The following is a 26,410-nucleotide window of genomic DNA, read 5'->3' on the forward strand; positions in this document are numbered from 1 at the left end:
TGAGGCGCTCCCGAATGGGGGCTTTTTTTATGTCTTTTTATTCATTTTTCCAAAATAATAATGAATAAGGTTAATAAAATGAGACTATTAAATATAGTGTCTGCTACGGCCCTGTTTGGGGCTTTCTTTAGTTTAGGGGCAGCACATACAGCATTGGCTAATGTCGCCGATGATTTGAATGCAAATTACAATAAAATTGTTAATGATTGTGGAGATGATAATAAGCCCGCATATGAATGTTCAGGAAATATTATTCGTTTTACATCGGCATCTCCATCTTACCATGCTTGGGATCCTAGTCCTAACGCCCTTCGAATGCAGGCGTTCTCTAATATGTATTTGCGTAAAGATGTTTCAGTAAAGTTGGATTTTGAGGGGAAGTTATCAGGAATCATTTATTACCCTAATATGCTACAACCATCAGGAAAAGATAAGTCTATAGTTTCTTGTGCATTCCCAACGGATGGTTGGACTGGTGGAAGACCTGATGGCTGTGGGCGTATTGATAATAATAAGCGATGCCAGGATATGGGGATTTACACTGCAAGAGAATGGTATGATAATTTTATGTCTTTAACTGATCCTACTTTATCTGTAGAGGATAAAGCATACAGATTACAATATCAGTGTTCATTTGATATGAGGGATGGTGTTCAAAATACAGCAGTTGCTTTCAGTGAAAATTTGAAAGCAGCAAATATGAATCCACATGCCTTTTATAGCTATAATGAACTTGTTTTAAAAACGTGGTCAATGAATGAAAAGCAAATAACAGCTAATCCAGAGAGATTACCTATTCAAGCATTTTTTTATAAAATTAACGGTAATCATAATGGTCTTGTAGAGGCTCAATATTACCAACAAGATTATTTTAATACGACAGGTCTTTTTGTTCCTATTGTAAAATCAAATTTAGATGATCCTACAAATGTTTCTTTTTCGTATAAAGCTGACGATCAATTGATTAACGTTGCAGATCAGTTAAATGCAAATTATAATAAAGTTGTTGAACATTGTGGTTCTGAAAATAGTCCAGCATACAAGTGTTCTGGTATTATGTTTAGAATTATTCGCCCTAATATTAATGGTCATGTATGGGATCCTAATCCGTTAGCTAATGGAAAAAATGGTATTTCATTTTCATACCTTCGTAAAGATATTCATGTTAATAAATTTATGAACCCAGGACGGAATTCTGGGTATATTTATTACCCTTCAGAAACTAATCCTGATGGGATAAACGATGCCAGAATTTCTTGTTCTTTTCCTACTGTTGGTTGGTCTGGTAGCAGAATATATGGAGGTTGTGGGCAGTCTACAAGCCATCCACTCAATAGCGTTGATTGTCAGCAACAAGGTATTTATACAGCAGATGAATGGTATAAACATTTTAATGTTGCAAATATGGTATGGGCGGATAGATTCCCTCATCAATGTGGGTTTAATGTATCAAATTCAGGTTACCATAGTGCAGATGCTTTTTTTCAATCTATAAAAGCACATAATATTGCTATGCATGATCTTGAAGGAAAAGGTAGCGTTGGTTCTAATGAAATTGTTATTAAAGCACCAGAGATATTTCAAAATGGAAAAATTATTCAGCCAGATAAACTGCCTTTGGAAGCATTTTTCTATTTAAATCCTCAAGGTCTAACCGAAGCACAAGCCTATCAACAAGATTATTTTAAGACTACTGGTAAAATTGTTCCTATTGTTTATATGAACGTAGGTGATTTTAGTAATGTTTATTTTAACTATTTTACCGCTGATCAAGTTGTTAATAGAGGTGCTGACATTGCAAAAGAATTGACTAGTAATTACAACAAAATCATTGATTGTGGAGGAGAATATGCTCCAGCTTTTACATGCACAGGAAATACAATTCGTTTCACGAATTATTCTAGAGATTTTAGAGTTTGGGATCCAAGTCCAGCAGCAGTAGGTAGAAAAGGAATATCCTTTATGTATATTCGTAAAGATCTTCCTCTTGATAAAGCTTTTAAAGATAAAACTTCTGGGATAGTTTATTACCCTTCACAGAGAATGCCTATATATAAAGATGTGTATCCTACAAGGTGCGTGTTTCCTGTTGATGGATATGTTGATAGACGATACACGAATGGACAAAATGATGCTTGTGGTGCGAATATAAATTACCCAAATGATAGTAAACCTTGTCAAGAACAAGGTATATATACAGCAGATGCATGGTACAATCATTTTTCTTCTATTCCAGATATAGATAAAGACAGATTAAATCATCAATGTGGTTTTAATTTGATTGACCAACAAGATAAAACATCAGTTTTTCAAGCAGTTCTTGATGGACAAAAAAAGCTACAAAAAGAAAGAGGCAGTGCGAATTATAATGAATTGGTCTTAACAATACCTGCATATAAAGCAGTCAATACAGCTAATGGTATATCATATCAAATCGAGAAGCCTAAAGTTTTACCAATTGAAGCTTTTTTCTATACGAATGCGGTTGGCCTGATAGAGGCTCAAGGATATCAAGTAGATTATCATAATGTAGCTGGTGTTGATGTACCAATTGTAAAGTTTGACCTTGATATCACAACAGGTCAAGTCGAGTATAGCTATAATAAAACAGATCAAACTGATGTGTATAATCAAAGCAACTAATTAAAAAATTAATTCAATGACATTAAAAAACAGGACGTTGGTTTTTGATGCGCAGTCTATGCGTTTCGAAGACTGGAACGGGCATTTGCGCGTGCATAATACGAATTTAACCAAAGCAAATGTCTGTGAATATTATGGTGTTGAAATCAATAACCATAAACAATATGGGCTAGACCCCAACAAAAAATATCGTTTTTTACGCTCGCCTGATGCTTTGGAAAAAGCAGTGGGCTCTTTTAAAGAGCGACCCATTCTTTACGTTCATAAAGCAGCAGATGCGCATCGTTTGGATAACTCAAAAGTTATTGGGACGACGGGTTCAGATCCTGCATTTTCTTATCCATATATTCAATCTTCGATCACCATTTGGGATGGCGATTATATTGAGGCAATTAAGAATAATACGCAGGCTGAATTATCGGCATCTTATGCATTTACCCCGATTATGGATAAAGGTGAATTTGAAGGGGAATCTTATGACGGGATTATGACAGAAATTTATGTCGATCACGTCGCATTAGTGGCAGAAGGACGGGCAGGTCCAGATGTTAGAGTTTCAGATGAAAGGTTGAATAACACAATGCCAAAACTTAATGATACAGGGCTGCAACTTACAACAGCTTTGGCAAATTTATTGGGCAAAACAGCGCTTAATCGCAGTGATGTCGAAGATGCAGTGGCCGTTGCCAGTGGCACAAGACGTAAAAATCTTGGCAAAATTTTGCAAGCCATTTTATCAAATAACATGACAGCAGCAGATTGCGATTGTGTCAAAGACGATCAAATTGATGATGCTGTTAATCGTGTAATGGATGAAGGCGAAGACTATATCGGCGACGAAGAACCTGTAGACACAGTTTCAACACAAGACGAAGGCGGATCAGAGTTGGATGTGTCTGATTGTGATCGTTTGGGTAAGAAAAATCCAAAAAAACGCGTCCAAGCGTTTGATGCAGCCTCTTTGGAACGTTCAATTGAAAAGAAATTGACAGCCAAAGCAAAGCAAGCTCAAGAAGCACGCCAATTGGTAAAGCCATTGGTGGGTGAATGGGCGATCAGCGAAGATGATGGCGAAGAAATCTTACGCAGTGTGCTTTTAGAAATTACAGGTGAAGCACCGCCAGCCTCTATGGGATATGCTGGATTGAAATACGCAGTAAGTCTGGTTTTATCCCATAAGTCTCAGGGCAGAGCAAGCGATAGTAAAAGAATGCAAAAAGGTGATTTGCAACGTTTTGGTGCAACACGATTACGGAGTATTTAAGAATGTCTTTTCAAAATAAAGTAAATTTAGAGCCAGCAAAAGGTTGGCATGGTGATTTTGCTTCTACCAATGTCAGAGTATCTTTGCTAGGGGACGGTTGTTTCCAAGCAGGTGCAAATGGTGTGCAAGCAGGATCTTTTGTTTGGGTGGATGAAGCAACTCAAACCGTTGTAAACACAGGTGAAGGTGTCCCTGCTGGGTTTGTTGGTCGTGAATTAACTGGTGTGCCAGCACAATATTTAGAAGAAGCCTCCATGAATATCCCTGAAGGATTCATGGTAACTGTTTACGAAAAAGGTGAGTTTTTGGTTGCTTTGCCAGAAGGTAAGGATGCAGTCAAACGTGGCGATACTGTTTGCGTAGATGTTTCAACAGGTGCGGTTACTGTGAAGGGTAATATTCTTCCAACAACATACAAATATGTATCAAGCGCCAAAGGTGGCGATTTGGTAGCTATTTCAGCGTGGATTTAAGGAATTATTTAAATGACTATTCAAACAAAATCATGGGCTCGTGACAGAGCTATTTTAGCAAGCGAATTTGGGATTCATTTACCTAATGTTGTGGAATATAATACGAACGCTAGAGTAGGTGATAGTGCATTTACCCCCATCACTGCTGGCAATAATGCTATTCCTTCACAATTTACCACCTATATTGATCCTCAGATCATTGATGTATTAATTGCCCCTTTAAAAGCTGCACAGATTTATGGTGAAGCCAAAAAAGGCGATTGGCTACATGATACCATGATGTTTACTGTCGTGGAACCTGCGGGTGATGTGGCAGCTTATGGCGATTTTCATCAGGCTGGTTATAGCCGTATGAATACCAATTTTCCACAACGCCAACAATTCCTTGTACAAGCTTTTGCAGAATGGGGTGATCGTGAAGTTGGTCGTGCAGGTCTTGCCAATATTGATTTGCCATCTCGTAAACGTTTGGCAGCAGCTTTGTTGTTAAATCATTGGCAAAATCAAAGTTATTTCTTTGGGGTAGCAAATTTACAAAATTACGGTGCATTGAACGATCCTAATTTATTGCCAGCGATTGCACCAAAAACTAAAGCAGCCTCAGGTACGACTTGGGAAAAAGCAACAGCAATGGAAATCTATGAAGATATCCAAGAGCTATATCGTGAGCTACAAAGCCAAACCAAAGGTGTGGTCAGTTTAGATAGCGCTGTGGATATGGATAGCCCATTGAAATTGGTTGTTTCCAATAATGTTCAAGCTTATTTATTGAAAACAAATGAATACGGTATTTCTGTTCTTGATTTATTGAAAAAGAACTTTCCTAATTTGGTTCAAATGAGCGCACCACAGCTTTCTTTGGAAGGTGGTGAATTGGTACAATTATTCGTCGAAAATTATCAAGGGATTGATACATTTACCTGTGCGTTCTCTGAAAAATTACGTAGCCACGGTGTGGTGCGTGAAAGTTCTTCGATGAAAGAAAAATTAACACAAGGCTCTTGGGGAACCATTTTAACACGTCCTGTATTAGTCGCACAAATGATTGGGGTTTAAAGAATGAGTGATGATATTTTGGTCGCGTGCAAATTACCGCACGGGATGTATTTAGACGTTGGAAAACAGCGTATAAAATTAAACGGAGTAATGCAAAGTGGGCGCATCGAAGCGCCTTTTTTTATGGCTCCTTCTAATAGTGTCGGATTAACCAAAGTTCCTCGTGATTTTTGGGAAGCATGGATCAAAGATCATCAAGAATTCGAACCTGTTAAAAAAGGTCTAATTTTTGCATCTGATAAAAAGAAGCGTCTGTTAGACGAAGCAGATGAGAAATCAGAGCTGAAAAGTGGTTTAGAACGGATTGATCCTTCTAGACTACCCAAGACTTTGGAACAAGTGAAAGCAGGACAAATTTAATGAGCGAACGATCCGATATAACGGATCGGGAAGTCGTATTTGATTGGTCGGAATGGGCTGCAAGTTTTCCAGAACTTGAAAGCTTTTTCCGACCTTTTAATGTGCAAAAAATTGCCGAACGTGCGGCAATATATTTCAACCCCAGCAGCAAAGGGGTTGTTTGCTGTGCAAAAGAGCGTCGTATTTTATTGAATCTATTGGTTTCTCATTTGGTTTTATTGCAAAAGAAAACCGCCGATGGGGATCAATTAATGGGGCCTGTTTCCTCTGTATCAGAGGGCAGTGTCTCTTTGTCAGTAGATACCAAAGGCAGTATTGGTAAAATTGATCCATGGTTGTCTCAGACCCGCTATGGTCAAGAATTTTGGGCGCTCAGCAAAAAATATCGCAGCACATTGTACATCCGACCTATTCCCGATCCAAGACTAAGAATTTTTCCATAAGGAACAAGTGATGGCTGATATTAAGGTAAAAACAACAAAAAACAAATCTGCTCCAAGTAAAAAAACGGTTAAAATTCAAAAACTCAAAGCATCAGATAAAGTTTCTGCTGCTGCAGAAGAGATAATGGATGATGAAGACGATGCTCAATTTGATGAAGGGCAGTGTTTATTACGTTCAGTATTAAATATAACCAAAAATTGTCACGTCCAAGAAGATGAAGATCAAGAAAATACAAAGGATAATGATAGTTTTGAACCTGTTGATCGTGTCATTTCATCTGAAATTCATCATAGAATTTTTGATAATGAAAATTCTGGACAAACAATAGAAGAAGATCAACGAAACTATGTCGTTGTTGGATGTCGCTTTCCAAATGGTGTTGTCATTTCTCTAGGGAAAAGCAAAGTCCTATTACGCGGAATTAATGATATGTCGATTAATGAAAAAGAAGCAACTTATGAGAATGTTGGTTTTACCAGAATTACCAGATCATTATGGAACAAATTCCTAAAAACACACGAAAATTGGCCGCCGTTATCCAAAGGTTCGATTTTTGTCGTGAATAATAACGTAATTAAATAGAATAATTTTAGAAATTAGGAGATGATATGACAGTTAACGATTATCAAAGTCAAGGTGTAATGACACTAAATACACCGGTAAGTTATAGTATTAACAAACTGTTAGGTGGGAGTACAATTCTTGGCGGAAATAACTATACCGCTTTTTTCATTAATTATGATGAAAAGAACGTAGTACAAAGCACTGTACAGAAAGCAACAAACGCAACAATACATGGTGTTTCTAATACTAACCTTCAGATCGTTCAAGGAAGCGGTAATACAATTTACGCAGATCGTGATCTAACGTTTTTGAATGGAACAGGAAAAACTTATGCTGAAGTTAACGGTGCATCATCAATTTTTTGTAGTAACGGATTGGATTTAACCCTTGATGCTTTTGGTGCTAATAGCTTGATTGTTGGCGATAAAGGCAGCTATATGGTTAATGCTTCTAAATCGACAGCTGATATTTCAGTTTATGCTTATCCAAATAATGATGTGTTGTCATCATTATGGATGTTTTCAGGTGATGGCAACACGATTTTTGCTGCAGGAACAGGGATGTCTGTGTTCTCTGGTAGTAATGCTTCTAATAATAGCTTTGTGTTTACTAAGTCTTCTGTTGCAGGAGGTAAAACTATTATTTTAAATTTTGATCATAATCCAAAAAATAAAATTGTTATGTATCACTATAGTTTAGATCAAAATAGTTTAAAAGAAATTTTAAATAACGCATATAATCTGAATAATAACGCCATTATTGAATTAGAAAATCATACAATTATTTTAGCAGGCATCTTGGTCAAAGATATCAATAGTGCTCAATTCGAATATGCTTAACATATATTAAAAACTCAATAACTTAGAGAAACTAATAAATATAAAAAAAAATCTATTTTAAACGAGTTATCTACTCATATTTCATTTAAAAATTTAAGGATAAACACGCCATGAAATTCCTTCGTGAAATTTCATTGATGGCTGTTATTATATCTGCAATTAGTATTGGAAGCGCTGATTTGGCAGATGCCAATGTTGCGCAAGATTTAACAGCTAACTATAACAAAATTGTAAAAAATTGTGGGTCAAGTGATCAACCAGCCTATTTATGTTCAGGAAATTTAATTCGCTTTACGACGAACAACCATGATTATCTACCATGGGAGGCACCTCCAACTGCATATAAAAATGAAAATGGTGTCTCTTTTATGTTTACGCGTCGTGATATAAAGAACCGTCTTAGTTTTAACGGTCAGTATTTTGGCGTTATTTATTATCCCCCCTTGATTAGACCTCAGGGGAAATTACAAGCCAAATTTTCATGTGTATTTCCTATTGATGCAGATACCAATGAACGGGTAAAAGGTTGCGGGGTTAACGCACCTGATAGTAAAGTGCACGGTAATGAAAGTGATAATTGTCAAGATCAAGGAATTTATACTGCACAGGCATGGTACCAACATTTTATTTCCGTTCCCAAAGCTGTTGACGGAGCAAATTGGACAAGAGGGATTCATCAATGTGGATTTAATGTTGCAGAAGGTACAGAAAACAGAGCTGACATTTTCAATGAAATGTTAAAAAGTCGTGATTTAGCTGTATCTGAAGGTATAGTTGAGGGTGATACATTTATGTATTACAATGAAATGATTATGAAATTATGGCCAGCGGACAGCAACGGTCATATCAGTAACGCACAAGATCTTCCTATACAAGCATTTTTCTATACAACGGATTCAAATGGTAATTCTGGATTGGAAGATGCTCGTTTTTTTCAAAAAAGATATTATGATTTAAATAATCATATCGTTATTCCAATTGTAAAATTGTATCAAGATAGTTCATTCAAAAAAGTTAGTTATAGTTACAATATAGCGGAACAGAGTTTAACTAAATAACTATTGACATATAAGTATTTTTCATTAAAAATTTAAGGATACCATCATATGAAATTTCTTCGCGTAATTTCATTAATGGCTGTTATTGTGTCTGCGGCTGGGTTTGTCAAGCAAGCAGATGCTAATGTTGCACAGGATTTAACAGCTAATTATAATAAAATTGTCAAAAATTGTGGCGCAAGTGATAAACCTGCTTATTTATGTTCAGGAAATTTAATTCGTTTTACCAGTGCTTCTACGAGTTACCATGTTTGGGACCCAAGCTATCAATCTTATACGAAAAAAGGCATTCCTTTTATGTATATAAGACGGGACATTCCAATTGATAAAGCTTTTCAAAACAAAACTTTGGGGTTGATTTATTATCCTTCAATGATTGTTCCAAAAGGAAAAACAGGCGATGAGGCAAGATGTATGTTTCCTGTAGATGGCTGGACAGATGGTAGAATATTAAGATGTGGCGAGCATTCTACATATCCAACCGCCAGTAAAGCTTGTCAAGATCAGGGAATTGATACAGCAACATCATGGATTAATCATTTCACCTCTATCCCTGATAATGGTTCAGATCGCTTGCGTCATCAATGCGGTTTTGATTTATCAAATGTCAGAACAAATACAGCCAATATATTTAATGAAGCATTAAAAGCTCAACAATCACTGCAAGCTATTAGAGGGAGTTATAGTTATAATGAGTTATTAATTAATGTGGCACCTTTAACAGTGAACAACTTGGTCGCAGAACCGGCAAAGCTTCCTATTCAAACATTCTTTTACATGGTGAACGATCAAGGTCAAAGTGGTCTCGATGATGCACGTTATTATCAAAGAGATTATTATACACAAACAGGGTTGATTGTTCCAATTGTTAAAGCAACTCTAGATATTAAAACAGGAAAAATGACTTATTCCTATAGTGATTCCGATCAATTGATTAAATAGCGTTTCTATACGCTAATGAATAAAAAAAGCTGTAAATTTCTTATGGTTTGAAATTTACAGCCTTTCATCTTGTTTAAAAAACGAGGACAGGTTTTTTTAATAAGATGTTGTGATGCACAAAATAAAAGGAAAACGATCATGAAAATTCATGAGTTAGTTAGAGGAATGATTGGGGTTGTGAATCCCAACATTATGGGGTCTTTGTATCGATCCAAAGGATATGAGTTAGAAGGAACTCAACAAAAGCCGATTTACGAAGACCCCATTCAAGTTGAATTACAAATTCAATCTGTGCCAGGGGATAAATTAACCCATTCTCACTTTTTGAACCAACAAGGCGAACGCAAAGTCGTTTATGTGAATGGACAAGCATTTGGCATTGATCGTGTGCGTGGAGCTGGTGGTGACTTATTGGAATTTTACGGCAGACGCTGGTTGGTTGTGCAACGCTTGGAAGCATGGGAGAACTCTGATTGGTGCAAAGTTGCCGTGGTGGCGCAGCTCGATAAACCAGAAGATGACGATGCGGTGCTGGAAGATTATGTGGAGTAATTTGTTCAATGGCAAAACACAGAGTAAACAATCATAAAGGAAAAGGGAACAAATCTCATCCATCTACAGGAAAAACATCGAATCAACATCCTGTTGTTGGCGATAAAAATCATTCCAAAAAGAACACAAATTCAAAGAAAACAGCACCAAAAGTCGTAAAAGATACATCGACAGGGCTTGATAAATGGAAAGATACAATTGATAGGGCAGTGGGTGATCCTAAATGGGATGTTTATGATACCTATATCAAACAAACGGTGAATATTTATAATCAACATCTATCTTCTAAATATAAAGATTATCCAAAATTAGATTGGCTGACGATCAAAGCCATGATCTGGGTTGAAACAGGTGCAAAACATGTACAATGGAAAACAATGCCTATTCAAATTGGTAAATCAACAGATCCAGGGTTAGATGATTTATTGGCTGCTAAAGGTCATGGTGCCTTGATTATTCCGCCAGAATTAACAAACATATTAAATCAATACAACAAGGCTGCGATCAGAACCAATCCAAGATATAATATTGCGGCAGGGATTGGATATCTTTTAATGCGCACGGCAAATTTCGAAGATCAAAGTGTTGAAGATCCAAAAGGCAAACCCATTATTGTATTGGTAGGGAAAGATAAGACAAATAACAGTTTGGCAGCACTTGCCACAACATATCATAGCACAACAGAGGCAATGGTAAAACACAATCCAAAAGCTAAGATACTACATCTTGGAGACAAGATATTGGTTGTACCTGCTTCTCGACAAGTTGTGATTACTGGTTGGCGTAAGATGGGAACAAAAGATATTGCAGAAAGATATAATCGCGGTGATAAAAACTATGCTATAAAATTAGATTATGTTTTGAATAAGATTATTAAATAACTTTTGTTCGGAGGTGTGATGGTTGAGCGTTTCTGTTATATATTTGTGATGACTTTGTTACTTTGTGTTTCTATAAATGCAAATGCACAAGAAAATGATGTTCCTTTCACAGGTGTTTTTGTTATGGGTAGTGGTAGTGGATGTTATGGACATTTATATATAAAAACAAAAACTATAGAATGGATTAGTTATTACCATAATTGTAAAATTTCTCCTTACAAAATATTGGAAAAACAATTTGATGATAAAGGTAAAAGGATTGTTTATTTAATCGAAAAACCAAGTAAAAATTGTGGAATGAAAGTTATTGAATTTATTGGAAACCCAGAATCATCTGAGAGAATACCTCCATATACATGGTGGAATCTTATTGCGTATAAAACAATAGATGAATACAAGAAAAGATCGATTGATGGTTTTGGTTGTGCTATGATATCTGTGGATTAGGTTGATTGATGTATGATATTAAAATAATTGAATTGCAGCGTGTTGAAGGTTATCGTTATTCTTGAAATGCAACGGGGTACGCATTAAGGGCTGATTTTAAAAATCAAAGTACAGATTCATTAGGATGTCCGTTAACTTATTAAAAGTATAACATGTTAAAATATTTTAGTTTGATTATTGTGATATTATCCTTTTTTTCTATAAATGCAAATGCACAAGAAAAAAATATACCCTTTACAGGTGTTTTCGAAGGGCACGGTCGTGTCTGTTATGGACATTTATATATAAAAACAAAGACCATAGAATGGATTTCTAGTTTTGCCGTTTGCAAACGCTCTACTTATAAAATATTGGAAATGCAATTTGATGATAAGGGTAAAAGGATTGTTTATTTAATCAAAAATCCAAGTAAATATTGTAGAATTAAAATTATTGAATTTTATAAAGAGCCTATGGATTCAGAGGATAGTGTATTTGAACACTGGACTTTGACTGGTTATAAATCAGTGGAAGAATATCATAGACAAAAAGACACAAAACAAACGTCGGAAGAAAATTTTGACTGTGATATGGTTCGATAGATTTTTATTGTTGGGAATATGATGGTCAGATTTTTTTGTTTTGTGGTTCTGTTATTTTGTGTGTCTTCAAATGCTAATGCGCAGGAAAAAGATGGTCCTTTACAGGCCATCTTTTTTTATTTTAATAAACAAATCTATAAGGTAAAAAAAAATGAATACAAAAAATAACTTATCAAAAGTTATGGTCAAAGCTCCTAAAAACGGAGATTTGCCAGAGTTAAAACTATTAAATTACAGCGAAATGTATGATTTTGTCGCAAAATTTATACAGAAAGTCATTTTAATCAAAGATATTGATCTAACGATTGCGAACAGGACAAGTTTAAGAGTTTCTATCCCTAAACGCCCCTTTATCTTATTATGTATCGAAGATATTTATGATTTACCAGAATTAAAGACTTACATCGTGGATAACCAGGAAATATCACTGATTCAATCAGAAGTCATGATGAATATACTCTTTTTCGGGAATGAACAAATAAGTTCAATAGAGCTGGCTGAAGCTTTCCAGGCCAGATTTAATAAAGGTTGGGCGACTGAACAATTTGCGCAATATAGCAAAGCGTTTATTCCGCTTTATAGCAATAACTTACGGGTGAAACCTTTTTGCTTGGGTATAACAGATCAATTGGAAGATAGATGTTCCGTAGACGCTTATTTTGAACTTCATCCTGAAATTGTTGAACATAGCGATAATGTTAAAGAGAGAGATTAATGCCTAATAATAAAAAAAATAGTCAAGTGGTCGCGGTTGCATCGCCAGATGTGGGTTTCCCCGAATTAAATGTGATAGATCAAGAAGAATTATACAGTATCCTTGGTAAATATATACATAAAGCCATTCCAATCAAAGGAACAACATTAACCGTTATTAATGGCTTAGAAAATAGGATTTCCACTCCTAAACCTCCATATGTGTCGTTTCAAATGGTACACGAAGAACAATTATCTTTTAGTGAGACAAGATATACGAATACACATAAAATTATTCGAAATATTACACAATTAACCATACAGTTTGATTTTTATGGTGCAAATAAAATTAAAGCATCCAAGATGGCTAAGTCTTTTGTAATGCGCTTTAATGATAGTTGGACTAGTGAACAATTTGCACAGTTTAGTAATATTCTTTTTCCACTCTATAGTGACGAGATGCACAATAACCAATATATTGATGCGGAAGACCAATATACAGATTGTTACAGTGCTACAGCCTATTTTGAATATCATCCCGAGGTCGGAATGTGCCAAGACAGTGCCAAAGAGTTACAGATGCAAACAAAACCAGCCTCTTAGGTTGGTTGCTGTTTATGTTTTCTTAAATAATCAGAATTAATTTTAGAAATAACCGTTCTTAGGCTTGCTTCTTTTGTATAAAGATGTTATATTAATTCCACAATGGTTTTATTGCGTTTATTTCATAAATCCATATATGCAGAGCAAGGTCTTTAAACTTGGTTAATAAGTTGATAAAGGCCTTTTTTATTGCGCTGTTGATAAATCTTTTATCGTTTTATAACTAAAAGAGGCTGGACATGTCTTATGATGGCATGCCTGCTGCATGTCATATTCATTGTTCAGATCGTTTTTCCCAAACGAATGAAATGCGAAATCAGTATGATGCTGATATTCGTCAAATTGTTGATACATTTAATCACTATCTTAAAAAGAAATATCCAACCTCCAATTATCATGATCTTGATTGGCGGTTGGTCAAGGCAATCATATGGACAGAAAGTGGGCATAAAAATTCTGCATGGCGTTTACGACCTATGCAAATTGGGAATAATGGTGATGCTGGGTTAAAGGCAGTATTACATATCAAGAAAACTTGGTTAAAAAATGGGAAATTACATATTCAAAGTGAGGGAGCAGAGTTGATTATTCCCCCTGAATATAAACCTAACTTAACCGTGAACAATAAACATAAAATACGACAAAACCCACAGCTAAATATTCAAGCTGGAGTGACTTATTTATTAATGCGCCATGCGAAATTTGGTTATAAAACAATCGTTAATGATGATGTTGAACATATTATTGCTGTTAAAGCAGGGGATAATTTAAATAAAATTGCGTTGTCTCACCATACAACTATTGGAGTGCTTAAACAATTAAATCCAGAAATTAACCAGCATCATTTACATACTGGAATGCAATTAAAATATAAAAAAGCAACAGTCAAAAAATACATCACAGGATGGCAAGCGATTAATTTTTCAAGTATAGCAAAGAAATATAATGCCAAAGGGGATCGCAATTATAAATATAAACTGCGCTATGCTTATGCTTCGATAAATAAAGAATGACGGGTCATTGATGAAAAATCAAAAACAAATAAACGGTCAGGTTGTGGCCTATGGAACAGAAGATGAAGATCTTCTATAATTAGAAACGATCGATCAAGAAGAGTTATATAATCTTATTGCTAAATTTATACGTAAAGCGATACCGATTAAAGGTGAAAAATTATCTATTGTGAATGGATTAAGCAATAGGGTATCTCCACCTCAAACGCCTTATATTTTAATACAATCTTCAAGAGAAGGAACGCTTTCGTATAGTCAAACAAGATATACTAATCAGCACAAAATTATTCATCAAGTTTGTGAGGTGATTGTTTCAATTGAATTTTATGGCAATCCAACGATCAAATCGCATAAAATGGCCAAAGCATTTGAAATAAGATTTAATGACAGTTGGGCGAGTGAGCAATTTGCACAATATAGCAATATTTTATTTCCATTATACAGTGACGATATGAAAAATATGCCCTATTTGGATGATGATCAACAATATGCTGATTGTTATATTGTTGATGCGCATTTTGAATATCATACAGAAGTTGGAATGTGCCAAGACAGCGCTAAAATGATTGCTATGCAGGTAAATTCTGTTGATAATAAAGAGTAAGGCGGCATTATCATGGCAGGACAAGAAGAAGCTTTAAAACCCATTCCACCAAGATTTACCAAAGACAGTTTTCCGTTATTTCCAGAGGAATGTGCCGCTTATACCGAGGTCTTAAATATTACCCCCGTTGAAACGGGTCTAGGTCGCGATGTAGATCGTATTGCAGCTTTTTCCCCTACGATGCAACAAACAGCTTAGGGAAGTAAAAGCAAAAGGATGGCAATTTTTGTATAGTGATCGGAGTATAACTGACAATGAACATAGTGTAGTTTTTATCAATAAAAATCTTTATGGTAATGCTGAAGATATTGTAACAGCTTTAGCACATGAACTAGGACATATTTTTCATCCAACAAAAAGCCGACGTGATGTTTTTAATGGAGAAGCATATGCAACAATTAATAATATTAAAATAATAAATGAAATTAATAAAACGGGTTGTTATAAAATAGGCGTTACTGCTGGTAAAAAGACTGCGGTTTTGTATAGTCAAGCTTACGATAAGATGCTAAAAACAGGTAATATACTACAAGCTCTTAAAACGATTGGGCATGTTTACAAGTGTTATGAAACTACGAATATGGGTATTTCTTATGCTGAATATTATCATGCGGATACTAGTGATTGTAAAAAATAAGCTTTACAAAATAAGATTAAATAAATCCTATTTATTCATAATCGTACTACCATTTTATCCAATCGAGCTGCAAGCAACAACAAATCAGTATTATCCTATTTTGAAAAAGACAATACAGATAGATGTTGATCTTGTAAAATTATTAAAGCTTATTCCTAAAAGTTCTAAAATACCAATAGAAAGCTTACAAAAACTTTTCAATAATACGCTTGAGCGTTCTACTACACCCTATATCATTTTTTATAAAGGTGGACCATATCAGACGAAAGATGGTACAATGTTAATGATCGAAATAAGAAATATATCAACAAAACCTGATGTGGTGGGGATATTGGATATTCGTATAATCAAAGATTCTTGCATTGCAATTGATACAATTAAAAAACCTTTTCATATGATATTTTTACCTCCAGATACGTTACATGATGGTGCTCCATTTTATTATGAGGCACCTGTTGATTGGGGGATATTTGCAATTTCGGTAAGCCCTTTTAGAAAAAATTGTATTGATTCGATCGTTTTCAGAGGGTTTGGTGATGATAGTGAAAAACAAGGTAAAATTGAAGATCGCAAAGCATCATTAAGAGGTGAGTTTGATGATTTTAAAAAAGCGCTTGGTGTGCAATAAAGATAACACACAGCCATGAAATCATTTGTGAAAAGCTGCTTTCGATACCGATAAAAGTTTATTGTGCTTAACTTAGAATCCTATTACAATCATTCTATCGAAGTTGATATAAAGTAAAGGATCTCCTATGGATTCAGTTGTAATTTTCAAAGCCGGAATCATCGGTGGTTTGGGCTTTATTATCGCTATTGGTGCCGTCATCGCATTATTGACTTTTCCATTTAAATCGTCACAGTTGAAAGCCTTCAAAGTCAGTAAAATACCATCATTGATAACATTGGTTATTATATGTGTTATTGGTTGGGGCAGTGCCTATTGGTATCTATTTATGAATCCAAATGTGAATAATCCAGCCGACCAAACGAGATTAACCCTTTTTGCTTCTCTGTTCACGTTAACACCCTCTTTAGCAATCGTCAGTGCTGCTTTTGTTTATTATATGAAAGTTCAAAAAGCGTTAAATGTCGATCAGAAAAATAAATTATAAAAAAGAATTTCAACAATAATTTTTTTAATAATTGTATAAGATAAGAGATGTATAGCACAATATATTATAATATATTGTGCTTTTTTATTTTTTACCTTTAAGAAATTGTTGGATTTAGGGAATTTCACTGATGCAGATCAAGCCGCTGGGAAAGCTGATACAAGAGGTGATTTATTTGTTGGTAGTAAGGTTGTGGGTGGTGCGAATATTCGCGGTGTAAATGGGTATTATGGTCAAACAGCTACATTAACTAATCAAATCTCTGCACCTAAAGTTATTGGAAAACAATTTGTTGGAATATTATCAACGCCTTCCTCTTCTTCTGCACTATGCACGGTGGGTGAATTTAAAGATGATAAAAATTATCATTATGTTTGTGTATTAAATAATAAATGGAAGCGCGTCGCGTTATCTGATTTTTAATCATCTTTTGATTTAACTGATAATTATGGAAAAGGTATCTATGAAAAGATACCTTTTTTATTGGAAAAATCATTAAAAGATTTCGGGTTTAAATCCGTTGTGAAACTGAGGGCATATTTATATGTCCTTTTTTATTTAAATAACAATCCAAAATAAAGTAAGGATTAAGAATTTTATGTCTATACCTTTAAATAATATTGTAAAGATTAATCCTGGCGTATTAAACGTCGGGAATAATGGAAATAACCTGTTTGGGTTAATGTTAACTAAACAAGATGAAACGAATAAAGCGCTTGCTGCTAATCAAACAACAACTTTTACGAGTATTAACCAAGTTAGTGAATTATTTGGAGAAAAAAGCCAAGAATATACATTAGCTAATGTTTACTTTTCTGGTTTTACGAATTCAGATCGTGTTGCTGAACAGCTATATATTGCTCCATATTATACTGGTAGCGTACCAGCAAGTTTAATCGGTGGCAGTTTATTTGGTCGTCTTACATTGCAAGAGTTGCGTGATTTTGAAGGTGAACTAACCGTGTCTATTGGTTCAAACTCTTATGGACCAAAGACAATTGATTTAAGAAGAGCAAAAAGCTTCAGTGATGCCGCATCTATCATGAGTGCCGCATTATTTGGTAGTGACAATGCTGTTGGATCTATTACATATTCTTCAGCCAATAGAGCAATTGTCATTACTGCCGAAGGCTCTAATGATACAAAGATTACTGTTTCTGGATCTTTGGGTGATGCTTTACGTTTGACTTCTGCTGACGGTATTCAAGTTTCTTCAGCTAGCAACAATAACTCTTTAACAAAATTGTTAAATACTATTCGTCAAACTAATTTATCATTTTGCTCTGTATTCTTAAGCTGGACACCTACATTAGAGGAGAGAGAAGAATTAGCAAAATGGGCTAATTCTATGAAAGATGATGTTTGTGTTATTATCAATGAGAAGCTAACAGAAGGTCAAACGATAAAAGATCTTTCATTTGCTGAAAATGTAATGGATCAATATGAAGGGGTTGTTTGCGTTTATAATAACCTTGAACTTTGTGCGTTTATTGCGGGTTATCCAGCTGCGTGGGATCTAACAAAAACAGATGGTCGCTTTACCGCAGCATTCAGAAGAAATACTTTGTTAACAGCAAATGTCAATGATGAAAAAGAAGCACTACTTTTAAAAGAAAAAGGTTATAATTTTTACGGTCTATGGGCTTCTGCAACCAGTAACTTTACCTTTATGTATGAGGGTAAAATTTCAGGTCAATATATTTGGTTGGATAGCTGGTTTTGCCAAGTATGGATGCGTCGTCAGTTCCAATATTACTTTGTTTTGACAATGCTGTCCAAAGGTCAGATTCCATATAATACCGATGGTAAAGGGATTTTAACCACAGCGATTAAACCTGCAATTGATCAATACTTAAACTTTGGGGCTATTCGTCCAGGGATTAGTTTGTCTGATCAACAAGTTCAAGAATTGAAACAAGCAGGATTAAATCAGTCTCAAATTAATAATATTACCGCAGTTGGCTATTATCTTAGAGTTGATATGGCATCGGTTACGCCACAAACTCGGGTAAAACGTGGTTCTCCACCAATTGATTTTTGGTACACAGACGGACAATCCGTCCAACAAATTAACATGAACAGCATTGAGATTCAGTAACATGGCAGCTAGTAGAACAATTACCGCAGTTAATACCAAATTGACATTAATTGCATCTAATCCTTGGGTTAATAATAGTGCAGCAGACGCTGTCGGTCTTGGATCGACAGCAACAGGGTTCGTTTCCCCGTTGGTTGGTGTGCCTTTAAGTCTTGAAGGGATGACCTCTGACAATCCATTCAGCTTTTCTCATCAAAATATGGTGGAAACGCAAACCTCTATGGAGGGGAACCTTTATGGTGGGTATTTAGCAACTGCTAATACCGTTGAGTTGACGATTACTTTTATTGCAGCTTCTGATTCATTGGCAACGTTACAAGCATTAGCGAAAGTCATGCAAGTGCAACGTGAAACCATGAAATTTAATGGCACGATGATTATTCCTTCACAAGGGAAAACCTTTGCGTTGAATAATGGCTATTGGTTGGAATGGCAATCTATTCCAACGCATGCGAAAATCTTGCAACCGATTGCTTGTAAATTCCGCTTTGAATCTGTGGATGAAACATTAGAAATTTAAGGTTTCAAAGTAAATAGGGGTGAACTCCTATTTACTGATATTTTGTTTCGTTTAGGTATATTATTTATTATAACTCTAAAATCAAACACAAACAGGCACCGTCACAGGTGCCTTTTTTACTGGAGAAATACAGATGGCACGTCGTTCAATTGATATTAAAATTGAAGAAAAAGGTAGAGACCAAGGGAAACTTTTTAAAATCACGGAAATGTCTGCTTTTGATACCGAAGCATGGGCAGAGCGCGCGATTAATGCGATTTTACGTAATGCAACGGCTCAAGATTTATCGGTATTGTTACCGTTAGTTTACTCTTATGTTCAACAAGTAAATGAAGATAAATCGTTAGAAGAAGTGGTTGAAGATCGTGAAGAAGGTAAAGCAGCTATTAATCAAGCGACTGAAAGTCTAGCGATTTATTTTGCATCGATGTTTTTTCAATTGCCTTATGATGAATTGCGTGTGGTCAGTGACCCGTTATTACAATGTTGTGCGATTTATTTAAATCCAGGACAAAGCCAAATAACAGAGCCTGTATTAAATAATCCAACACAATATATCGAAGAAGCGTCAACTATTTTTGGATTAAAGCGGGAGGTATTTAAACTGCACACAGATTTTTTTACCAACGGCGCCAAGCGTCATTTGAGCAAATTTCTCAGCCAAATGGACTCAGTGACCGATCAGTCATCCGATACACCCCAAACGTCCCTCAAACCATCAGCCAAGTCGTAGCCTCTGGTTTTGCGACGCTGAATGATCTGAAAACCATTTACGGGGTTCAAGATTTATACGATTTTTTGGAAATTATTATGATTAATAATTATAACGAAGTCGTTAGTTATGAGCAAGCAAAACGGAATATAAACAATGAGTACAACTAATAATTCTGAACCACAAAAAGTTACGATGGATTTATTGCCATTAACGACAGCAATTGGTAATTTATCAACTGCTATTAGTGGTTTTGGAAATTCAGTTTCTACAGTAAAAATTAAACTAAGTGATGGTTTCGAAGGTGCAGTAAAACAAGCTGTAGTAATTGCGCAAACACAAATGCAGGGGTTTGTGCAAAATACAGTAGCACAGATGAATAAAGAGGTCACTAAAACTACATTTAAAGATGGCAAGCCCGTTTCTCAGACTGTCACAACGACAGCATTAGATCAAAAAACCCAACAATTAGGTCTTGCTTTTGATCAAAAACGATTGGCAGCGATTAATGAGTATAATAATTTAGTCAAACAACAAAAAATGACTTTTGATGATTTTGCCTCTGCGATACGTAAAGTTACAGATCGTTTTATGAGTATTTCTGATTTATATGCAGAAGGGGACAAAGCAACCGATGTTATTGGGAATATTAAACGTGCCAATGTTAGTCAGGAGCAGTTTTTAACAGTTTCATCAATGATTAAAAATGGAGGTGGAGCCTCAGATGCTGCATCACAACAATTAGCAATCAGAGTGCTTAGTTTATTAAATAGCAGGAACAGCACAGATCCAGAAGATATAGAGAAATTTAAGAATAATCAAGCTATTCAAGAGGCAGCTAAACATAATGTAGAATTTGCAAAGTTATTAAAAGATAAAAATGCAGATCCTGCAATATTATTTAAAGAATTTGTGCGTGGGATAGGGATTGCATATAACGATCCAACAACAAATAAGATTGCATTACAAAAAAAATTGGATCAATATGTTGATCCTAATATTCCTTTACAAAATTTAATGAAAGGCGATCAAGATACGTTGCAGGGCAATGCAAATGGTAGTTTAAACGATTTGTATGACAAATCTAGAGATTTTGCTCAACGATATGCTCCAACTTTAAAGGGGAACTCAGATACTTCTACAATCAAAGGACAAACCGATGATGCATGGAGGGCCAGTCATGCACAAAGTGCAGCAATGAGCAAAGAGTTGTTAGATAATTTGGCCATTTGGCAACAAAAAATGCTTAAGCAATTTCCAGAAGCGGTTGCCATTGTGAATGCAGTTGCTGCTTTTACCTCTGGGATTATCAAAACTGTAGAAGTAGTGATGGATTTTAAAAGTGCTTTGGCTGCTATTTTAGGGCTGTGGGGTATTAAAAAATTATTGGGTGGCGGTTCTGGTGGTCCTGGTGCTGGTTTGGGCGGAGGTATGGGTGGATTTGGATGTTGTTGTCCATGTGGCCCAGAGCCACAACGTGCTGCCCAAGGGGCTGCTGGTATGGCCAGTTCTTTTGCAGCTTCTGCGCTTGCTGCTATTTTGGGTGGAATGTTTGTGGCTGGGGGTGCTAAACCAACCCCAGAACACGGGATGGCTAATACGGCATCACCGAACCAAGATTACAAAGTTGATCCATCGTATCATGCATCAATGGGAAATTTAGGAGTTCCTTATCAGCCACCAGTCACCAAGGGGGATATCGGACAGTTGGGTGCAGATGCTCAAGGTATGGTTGACAAGGTCAATAGCGGTCTTGAAAAATTTAACAAAGGTTTTGAAGAGGTCGCCCCTTATCTGATGATAATAGGTGGATTGGCAATGGTGCTTGCAACTTTGCCAGTATCTGGACCAGCCACTGCGGCAGCGGCAGCGGCTGGTGTTGTTGGTATAGGGATGACGGCGGGTGCAGGTAAAGCCAATGCTAAGGAATCAAAAGGGAACAGAGGAGTGTTGGAACATGCCCCCCCAGACAATGTCAAAGATTTGGTAAAACCTGCTGAAATAAGCAGACCGTCCAAAAATCTCAATGATTCGTTGGATGGTAAATACCAACATCCTGAAACGCGTCACCGACCTATGGCATCAAATGGAATGGATATTGAATGGGCAAAACGGAATCAAACAATTACCCAAAATATTACCAATCATCAAATCTTTCATATGAATTTTAATGGCAGCATTTTACAAGATCCATCCAGTTTAAGGAAAAATGTTGCTTCTGCAATGGGAAACAAAGCAATGATGACTGGTGATGCAATCAATGTTGGAGCCAGAGGGGTTATTGCCTAAGTTTTTTACATCTCTCGTTTAAAACATCGAATGATTCATAAACTCTATCATCGAAATAATGAAGTTTTTGCTTTGACGTTAGGTTTTTTATATGAAAATTATGTACTTTATTAGCATAACGTGTTGCGATAGAGTATCTTGAAATAAATTTAATTCCAGCGGTTGGATCATCATCGCCGATTTGATCAAGTCTATATCGATAAGTATCGACAAGGGCTTTGAGTATTGAATCTTCGAATACACAAATATCATTCTCAGGAGAGGCTTCTCGAGTATTATTATAACAATCCCGAACGACATCAATGGATTTGGAAATCCTGGAAGAGATGTCAAGAGAGCAATAGGCGGGTGTTAACGCATTCACGGCTGCATCAAACGTTTTTTGTGGCAGTTGTGTGGAGGCATCTTTAACCTTTTGTTCCTCTGCATGCACAACAACAGGTGCGGATAAAAGAGCAAGTGTAAGGATAAGTTTTTTTATCATAGGGAAACCTTTTGTATAATAATCTTAGTCAATTTGATGGGAAACAAAGCAATGATGACTGGCGATGCGATCAATGTTGGAGCCAGAGGGGTTATTGTCTAAGTTTTTTACATCTCTCGTTTAAAACATCAAAAGCTTCATGAACTCTATTGCGGAAATAATTGAATTTTTGATCAATATTTAAGTCCTTTCTATGAAAATTACTCGTTTTATTAGCATAACGTGTTGCGATAGAGTATCGTGAAATAAATTTAATTCCAGCGGTTGGATCATCATCGCTTATTTGTTCAAGTCTATATCGATAGGTATCCACAAGGGATTTGAGTATTTGATCTTCGAATACACAAATATCATTTTCAGGAGAGGCTTCTCGAGTATTATTATAACAATCCCGAACAACATCAATGGATTTGGAAATTCTGGAAGAGATGTCAAGAGAGCAATATGCAGGGGTTAACGCATTCACGGCTGCATCAAACGTTTTTTGTGGCAGTTGTATGGAGGCATCTTTAACCTTTTGTTCCTCTGCATGCACAACAACAGGTGCGGATAAAAGAGCAAGTGTAAGGATAAGTTTTTTCATGATCGATCTTCTCGTATAATTTATGTATTTCTTTTTACCATAGTTAAAAAAACAGTGGAATAATTCCATAGTGATTTCTTTCTTTAATAAACAATATATTGAATAAACAGGCACCCTTGATGGTGCTTTTTTTATGGAGGGCCAGATGGCAAAAATAGGGGTGGGGAGCATTCTGGGTTCCTATGCGCAAAGTGCAGGGTGGAAGGCACTGAACCAACTGATTAACTCGAACTCTCGGTTTGGTATTTTCGATGCTAATGGTAATGCTTTTTACGAAAATGGATTAAACCGCGCAGATATTGAGTTATTCAATAAAAAATTTACTTTTTATAGCGGAAATGCCTTAGCAGAAAGCGGGGTGACCGCGTTAAATTATAACAAAAACTATAATATAACCACCGCTCCAATCGAGCAAGGACATCAAATCCCTTATAACTTGGTTGAGCAACCACGCCAAGGTCAAGTGACGTACGTTTCTACGGGAACAGAAAAGCAGCGTGCCTATTTTGAAAAAGCACTAGAGAAAGCGCAAAAGGAAATTATATTTTATAATTTACATACCGCAGAACGAGTAATGCCTAATATCAAAATTACAGGCTATTCCGTTAATCGCAGTTCCAGTCAAGGGACTCAATTAATACAATACCAGATTACATTTCAAGAGGTCATGGTCAGCGTCAATATGGCGGGGTTGGGTGATCCTGTACCTTTTTTCTCAGACAGTAAAGATCAGGGGCAATTAGCAACTAATGCCCCATCCGGTAGCCAACAACAAGCGGCCAGTAAAACTCAATAATACAAAAGTAGAATCATTAACATGAAAATAATTTCTCTGAATGCAATTGATGCGCAAGAGTTCTCGTCTAATTTTGATGGAACAATGTACAGTTTCCGTCTGATGGACAAAGGGAATGCAGGCGTTTTTATGGATATATATGATGGGGTTGATCCTGTATTAACGGGGATATTATGTTTGGATCGTGTGCGTTTGGTACGCTCGGCTTATGTTAACTTTCCTGGGGATTTAATGTTCGTGGATCAAGAAGGATTTACGCATCCCACATATACAGGGTTTGGTTCACGATATCTTTTATATTATTTGGCCGAAGGTGATGATGACGGGATAGGAATGTAATGGCAGAAGAAAATAGCAATGCAATTAATAAAAATACACAAAAGTTTCATTCAACATTTACTAAACGATATTTAAAATTTGAGTTTATCGGCGGCGTTGATAAAAAAGGCAATAAAACTTATTTTGCTGAAAAACAAGGAAAAGCCGTTGTAGAAAAGCTAAGAGCAACCGTATCTATCACTTATAATAGTGGAAGTAGCTTACCAGAATGTGATTGTAGTATTTATAATGTCAATCAAGAATTGGCCAATGCATTAACAGGATTAGGACAATATCAGCAAAGTCCACAGGCATTAGGAAATATTTTAATTATTTATGCCAGTACGAACGGAAGTGATCCTGAAAACCCTACATATACACAAATTTTTGCCGGTGGTATCAGTGTTGCTTATACTGATTATGGATCTGCTCCAGAAGTTATTTTTCATATTCGGGCAATGTCATTGGGTGGATTGAATTTAGTGCCGGCAAAATCATTGTCATTCAGGGGAAAGGGCGACGTTGCTGGAATTATAGAATCTATTATCAATAATTATAATCGTAAATCATCATTGAAACCTGGAGATACATTATATTTAACTTTTAAAAATTTTGGCGTCAAAGCACATTTGAATAATGCAAATTATAGTGGAGATGTGATCGAACAAATACGTAAATGTGCCAATGATGCTCATATTCGTTTTGGTGTGAATAATGGTCTAATTTACATTTGGCCAATGGATAAATCTTTGAATGACGGGATGATTCAATCAGGTAAGAATAAAGAGCAAACAAAAAAAGTATCCCCAAGGATTTTTTCGCATACAACAGGAATGGTTGGCTATCCTGCTTATGCGAATGATGGCATTACTGTAAGATCTATTTTTACGGGCGCAATTACTTTTGGCGAAGAGATTTATGTGGAATCCAGACACATACCAGCAAATGGATTATGGAAATATATGATTTCGATGCAACATGAATTGTCCTGCTTTACGCCGAACGGATCTTGGCTCACAACGATTGGAGTATCTAATAAAACGGAAACAGAGCGCGCGAAAGAGAGTAAAAGTAAATGATTAATCCAAATAAAGGGAATAGTAGCTTAAACACTTTGGTGGGGATTATTGATAATGCCTTAAGCAGTGTTTCCACAGCAATGCCAGTGACCGTTCTTCAGGTCTATCCTAATCATACATTAGATGTAATGCCGATGGTTGATATGTTGGATAATGAAGGAAATGCGGTTGAACATGCACCGATTATTGGCATTCCTTATGCACGATTACAAGGTGGGGATTATGGATTAATTGTAGAACCTAAGGTTGGTGATAAAGGATTAGTAGTTTTTGCGTCTAGAGATATTTCTGATGTGGTGCAAAGCAAGGAAAAAACAAAACCAGCCAGTTTGCGGAAACATTCAATGTCTGACGGGATGTATATTGCATCTTTGTTATACGAAGAGCCAAAAACATATATAAAAATCGAAAAAGAAAATATCACTATTCATACAAAGAATTTATTAGTTGAAGATAATGATAACACGACACTTCAAGCCAAAAAAATATTGGTTGATAATAATGAAGAAACAACGATTAATTGTATTGGAACTGTGAGTATTAATGGTCAGAATATTTCTTTGAAGGCTCCTAATGTTAATATCTTAGGGAATGTTAACATTGTAGGTAATCTTGATGTGGCTGGGAGTGCTAAAATATCGACAGAGGCAACAATTAAAGATATTGCATTTACAACGCACGTACATGGTAATGGTAATAATGGTAGCCCTACGTCAGGACCTCAATAGTTTAAAAAGTTTGATAATAAACATGGAGTAGACT

General features: G+C 35.9%; 33 protein-coding genes. 31 read left to right on the forward strand and 2 right to left on the reverse strand.

The features are described from left to right. Positions 1-78: 78 nt before the first annotated feature. The 27 genes from PQG54_RS10795 (at position 79) to PQG54_RS10925 (ending at position 22,388) form a co-directional block, all read left to right on the forward strand. Positions 79-2,643 carry a hypothetical protein gene (locus tag PQG54_RS10795; protein WP_271790570.1) on the forward strand — a complete coding sequence of 855 codons (2,565 nt, stop codon included), beginning with the start codon at positions 79-81 and terminating at the stop codon, positions 2,641-2,643. Between the two features lie 16 nt (positions 2,644-2,659). Then, positions 2,660-3,907 (forward strand): DUF2213 domain-containing protein, encoded by a 1,248-nt coding sequence (locus PQG54_RS10800; RefSeq protein ID WP_271790569.1) that lies wholly within the window; start codon positions 2,660-2,662, stop codon positions 3,905-3,907. Between the two features lie 2 nt (positions 3,908-3,909). Beyond that, positions 3,910-4,380 carry a structural cement protein Gp24 gene (locus PQG54_RS10805; protein WP_271790568.1) on the forward strand — a complete coding sequence of 157 codons (471 nt, stop codon included), beginning with the start codon at positions 3,910-3,912 and terminating at the stop codon, positions 4,378-4,380. A gap of 12 nt (positions 4,381-4,392) precedes the next feature. Then, positions 4,393-5,436 carry a major capsid family protein gene (locus tag PQG54_RS10810; RefSeq protein ID WP_271790567.1) on the forward strand — a complete coding sequence of 348 codons (1,044 nt, stop codon included), beginning with the start codon at positions 4,393-4,395 and terminating at the stop codon, positions 5,434-5,436. Between the two features lie 3 nt (positions 5,437-5,439). Then, positions 5,440-5,796 carry a hypothetical protein gene (locus PQG54_RS10815; protein WP_271790566.1) on the forward strand — a complete coding sequence of 119 codons (357 nt, stop codon included), beginning with the start codon at positions 5,440-5,442 and terminating at the stop codon, positions 5,794-5,796. Further along, positions 5,796-6,239 (forward strand): DUF4054 domain-containing protein, encoded by a 444-nt coding sequence (locus tag PQG54_RS10820; RefSeq protein ID WP_271790565.1) that lies wholly within the window; start codon positions 5,796-5,798, stop codon positions 6,237-6,239. The genes PQG54_RS10815 and PQG54_RS10820 overlap by 1 nt, the downstream gene beginning before the upstream one ends. A 10-nt stretch (positions 6,240-6,249) precedes the next feature. Next, positions 6,250-6,822 carry a hypothetical protein gene (locus PQG54_RS10825; RefSeq protein ID WP_271790564.1) on the forward strand — a complete coding sequence of 191 codons (573 nt, stop codon included), beginning with the start codon at positions 6,250-6,252 and terminating at the stop codon, positions 6,820-6,822. A gap of 26 nt (positions 6,823-6,848) precedes the next feature. Next, complete coding sequence (locus PQG54_RS10830; RefSeq protein ID WP_271790563.1) at positions 6,849-7,643, forward strand: hypothetical protein; 795 nt, start codon at positions 6,849-6,851, stop codon at positions 7,641-7,643. A 110-nt stretch (positions 7,644-7,753) separates the two neighbouring features. After that, positions 7,754-8,701, forward strand: a complete 948-nt coding sequence (locus PQG54_RS10835; RefSeq protein ID WP_271790562.1) for a hypothetical protein — start codon at positions 7,754-7,756, stop codon at positions 8,699-8,701. 48 nt (positions 8,702-8,749) lie between these two features. Further along, positions 8,750-9,643, forward strand: a complete 894-nt coding sequence (locus tag PQG54_RS10840; RefSeq protein ID WP_271790561.1) for a hypothetical protein — start codon at positions 8,750-8,752, stop codon at positions 9,641-9,643. Between the two features lie 138 nt (positions 9,644-9,781). After that, entirely contained in the window at positions 9,782-10,195 is a 414-nt protein-coding gene (locus tag PQG54_RS10845; protein ID WP_271790560.1) for a hypothetical protein, read from the forward strand. An 8-nt stretch (positions 10,196-10,203) separates the two neighbouring features. After that, complete coding sequence (locus PQG54_RS10850) at positions 10,204-11,076, forward strand: dimerization/docking domain-containing protein (RefSeq protein ID WP_271790559.1); 873 nt, start codon at positions 10,204-10,206, stop codon at positions 11,074-11,076. Between the two features lie 18 nt (positions 11,077-11,094). Further along, entirely contained in the window at positions 11,095-11,523 is a 429-nt protein-coding gene (locus PQG54_RS10855; protein ID WP_271790558.1) for a hypothetical protein, read from the forward strand. 152 nt (positions 11,524-11,675) lie between these two features. Further along, the gene (locus PQG54_RS10860; RefSeq protein ID WP_271790557.1) at positions 11,676-12,104 is read left to right on the forward strand and encodes a hypothetical protein; all 429 of its coding nucleotides are present in this window, start codon (positions 11,676-11,678) and stop codon (positions 12,102-12,104) included. A 151-nt stretch (positions 12,105-12,255) separates the two neighbouring features. After that, on the forward strand, positions 12,256-12,819 hold the full coding sequence (locus tag PQG54_RS10865) for a hypothetical protein (protein WP_271790556.1): 564 nt from the start codon (positions 12,256-12,258) through the stop codon (positions 12,817-12,819). Further along, positions 12,819-13,400 carry a phage neck terminator protein gene (locus PQG54_RS10870; protein WP_271790555.1) on the forward strand — a complete coding sequence of 194 codons (582 nt, stop codon included), beginning with the start codon at positions 12,819-12,821 and terminating at the stop codon, positions 13,398-13,400. The genes PQG54_RS10865 and PQG54_RS10870 overlap by 1 nt, the downstream gene beginning before the upstream one ends. Before the next feature lie 239 nt (positions 13,401-13,639). Next, positions 13,640-14,413, forward strand: a complete 774-nt coding sequence (locus tag PQG54_RS10875) for a LysM peptidoglycan-binding domain-containing protein (protein ID WP_271790554.1) — start codon at positions 13,640-13,642, stop codon at positions 14,411-14,413. 88 nt (positions 14,414-14,501) lie between these two features. Then, positions 14,502-15,017 carry a phage neck terminator protein gene (locus PQG54_RS10880; protein ID WP_408869481.1) on the forward strand — a complete coding sequence of 172 codons (516 nt, stop codon included), beginning with the start codon at positions 14,502-14,504 and terminating at the stop codon, positions 15,015-15,017. Between the two features lie 12 nt (positions 15,018-15,029). Then, positions 15,030-15,215 carry a hypothetical protein gene (locus PQG54_RS10885; protein ID WP_271790552.1) on the forward strand — a complete coding sequence of 62 codons (186 nt, stop codon included), beginning with the start codon at positions 15,030-15,032 and terminating at the stop codon, positions 15,213-15,215. Positions 15,216-15,243: 28 nt separating this feature from the next. Then, positions 15,244-15,654, forward strand: coding sequence for a hypothetical protein (locus PQG54_RS10890; RefSeq protein WP_271790551.1), 411 nt, complete (start codon positions 15,244-15,246; stop codon positions 15,652-15,654). Next, positions 15,611-16,282 carry a hypothetical protein gene (locus PQG54_RS10895; protein ID WP_271790550.1) on the forward strand — a complete coding sequence of 224 codons (672 nt, stop codon included), beginning with the start codon at positions 15,611-15,613 and terminating at the stop codon, positions 16,280-16,282. Before PQG54_RS10890 ends, PQG54_RS10895 begins: the two co-directional genes overlap by 44 nt. A gap of 127 nt (positions 16,283-16,409) precedes the next feature. After that, positions 16,410-16,769 carry a hypothetical protein gene (locus tag PQG54_RS10900; protein ID WP_271790549.1) on the forward strand — a complete coding sequence of 120 codons (360 nt, stop codon included), beginning with the start codon at positions 16,410-16,412 and terminating at the stop codon, positions 16,767-16,769. Positions 16,770-16,877: 108 nt separating this feature from the next. After that, entirely contained in the window at positions 16,878-17,192 is a 315-nt protein-coding gene (locus tag PQG54_RS10905) for a hypothetical protein (RefSeq protein WP_271790548.1), read from the forward strand. A 175-nt stretch (positions 17,193-17,367) separates the two neighbouring features. After that, on the forward strand, positions 17,368-18,867 hold the full coding sequence (locus tag PQG54_RS10910) for a DUF3383 family protein (protein WP_271790547.1): 1,500 nt from the start codon (positions 17,368-17,370) through the stop codon (positions 18,865-18,867). A 1-nt stretch (position 18,868) separates the two neighbouring features. Further along, the gene (locus tag PQG54_RS10915; RefSeq protein WP_271790546.1) at positions 18,869-19,387 is read left to right on the forward strand and encodes a phage tail fiber protein; all 519 of its coding nucleotides are present in this window, start codon (positions 18,869-18,871) and stop codon (positions 19,385-19,387) included. A 133-nt stretch (positions 19,388-19,520) separates the two neighbouring features. Continuing rightward, positions 19,521-20,120, forward strand: coding sequence for a hypothetical protein (locus PQG54_RS10920; protein WP_271790545.1), 600 nt, complete (start codon positions 19,521-19,523; stop codon positions 20,118-20,120). 135 nt (positions 20,121-20,255) lie between these two features. Further along, the gene (locus tag PQG54_RS10925) at positions 20,256-22,388 is read left to right on the forward strand and encodes a hypothetical protein (protein ID WP_271790544.1); all 2,133 of its coding nucleotides are present in this window, start codon (positions 20,256-20,258) and stop codon (positions 22,386-22,388) included. On the opposite strand, the gene PQG54_RS10930 is transcribed toward PQG54_RS10925, so the two are convergent. Together PQG54_RS10930 and PQG54_RS10935 are read right to left on the reverse strand one after the other, a co-directional pair. Further along, positions 22,378-22,872 (reverse strand): hypothetical protein, encoded by a 495-nt coding sequence (locus PQG54_RS10930; protein ID WP_271790543.1) that lies wholly within the window; start codon positions 22,870-22,872, stop codon positions 22,378-22,380. The two genes, PQG54_RS10925 and PQG54_RS10930, sit on opposite strands and share 11 nt — an antisense overlap. A 91-nt stretch (positions 22,873-22,963) precedes the next feature. After that, positions 22,964-23,455, reverse strand: a complete 492-nt coding sequence (locus PQG54_RS10935) for a hypothetical protein (RefSeq protein ID WP_271790542.1) — start codon at positions 23,453-23,455, stop codon at positions 22,964-22,966. Between the two features lie 145 nt (positions 23,456-23,600). Between PQG54_RS10935 and PQG54_RS10940 the strand changes: the two genes are divergently transcribed. Genes PQG54_RS10940 through PQG54_RS10955 form a run of 4 tightly spaced genes read left to right on the forward strand, consistent with a single transcriptional unit; the run spans position 23,601 to position 26,376 of the window. Further along, positions 23,601-24,251, forward strand: a complete 651-nt coding sequence (locus PQG54_RS10940; protein WP_271790541.1) for a phage baseplate protein — start codon at positions 23,601-23,603, stop codon at positions 24,249-24,251. Between the two features lie 21 nt (positions 24,252-24,272). Then, positions 24,273-24,590: a phage baseplate plug family protein gene (locus PQG54_RS10945; protein ID WP_271790540.1), complete on the forward strand. Its 318-nt coding sequence runs from the start codon at positions 24,273-24,275 to the stop codon at positions 24,588-24,590. Further along, a complete protein-coding gene (locus PQG54_RS10950; protein WP_271790539.1) occupies positions 24,590-25,648 on the forward strand; it encodes a hypothetical protein in 1,059 nt (352 codons plus the stop codon). Before PQG54_RS10945 ends, PQG54_RS10950 begins: the two co-directional genes overlap by 1 nt. Next, positions 25,645-26,376 (forward strand): Gp138 family membrane-puncturing spike protein, encoded by a 732-nt coding sequence (locus PQG54_RS10955; protein WP_271790538.1) that lies wholly within the window; start codon positions 25,645-25,647, stop codon positions 26,374-26,376. Before PQG54_RS10950 ends, PQG54_RS10955 begins: the two co-directional genes overlap by 4 nt. The last annotated feature ends 34 nt before the right edge of the window (positions 26,377-26,410 follow it).

Source organism: Commensalibacter communis, from assembly GCF_947179015.1.
GTDB classification, from domain to species: Bacteria; Pseudomonadota; Alphaproteobacteria; order Acetobacterales; family Acetobacteraceae; genus Commensalibacter; species Commensalibacter communis.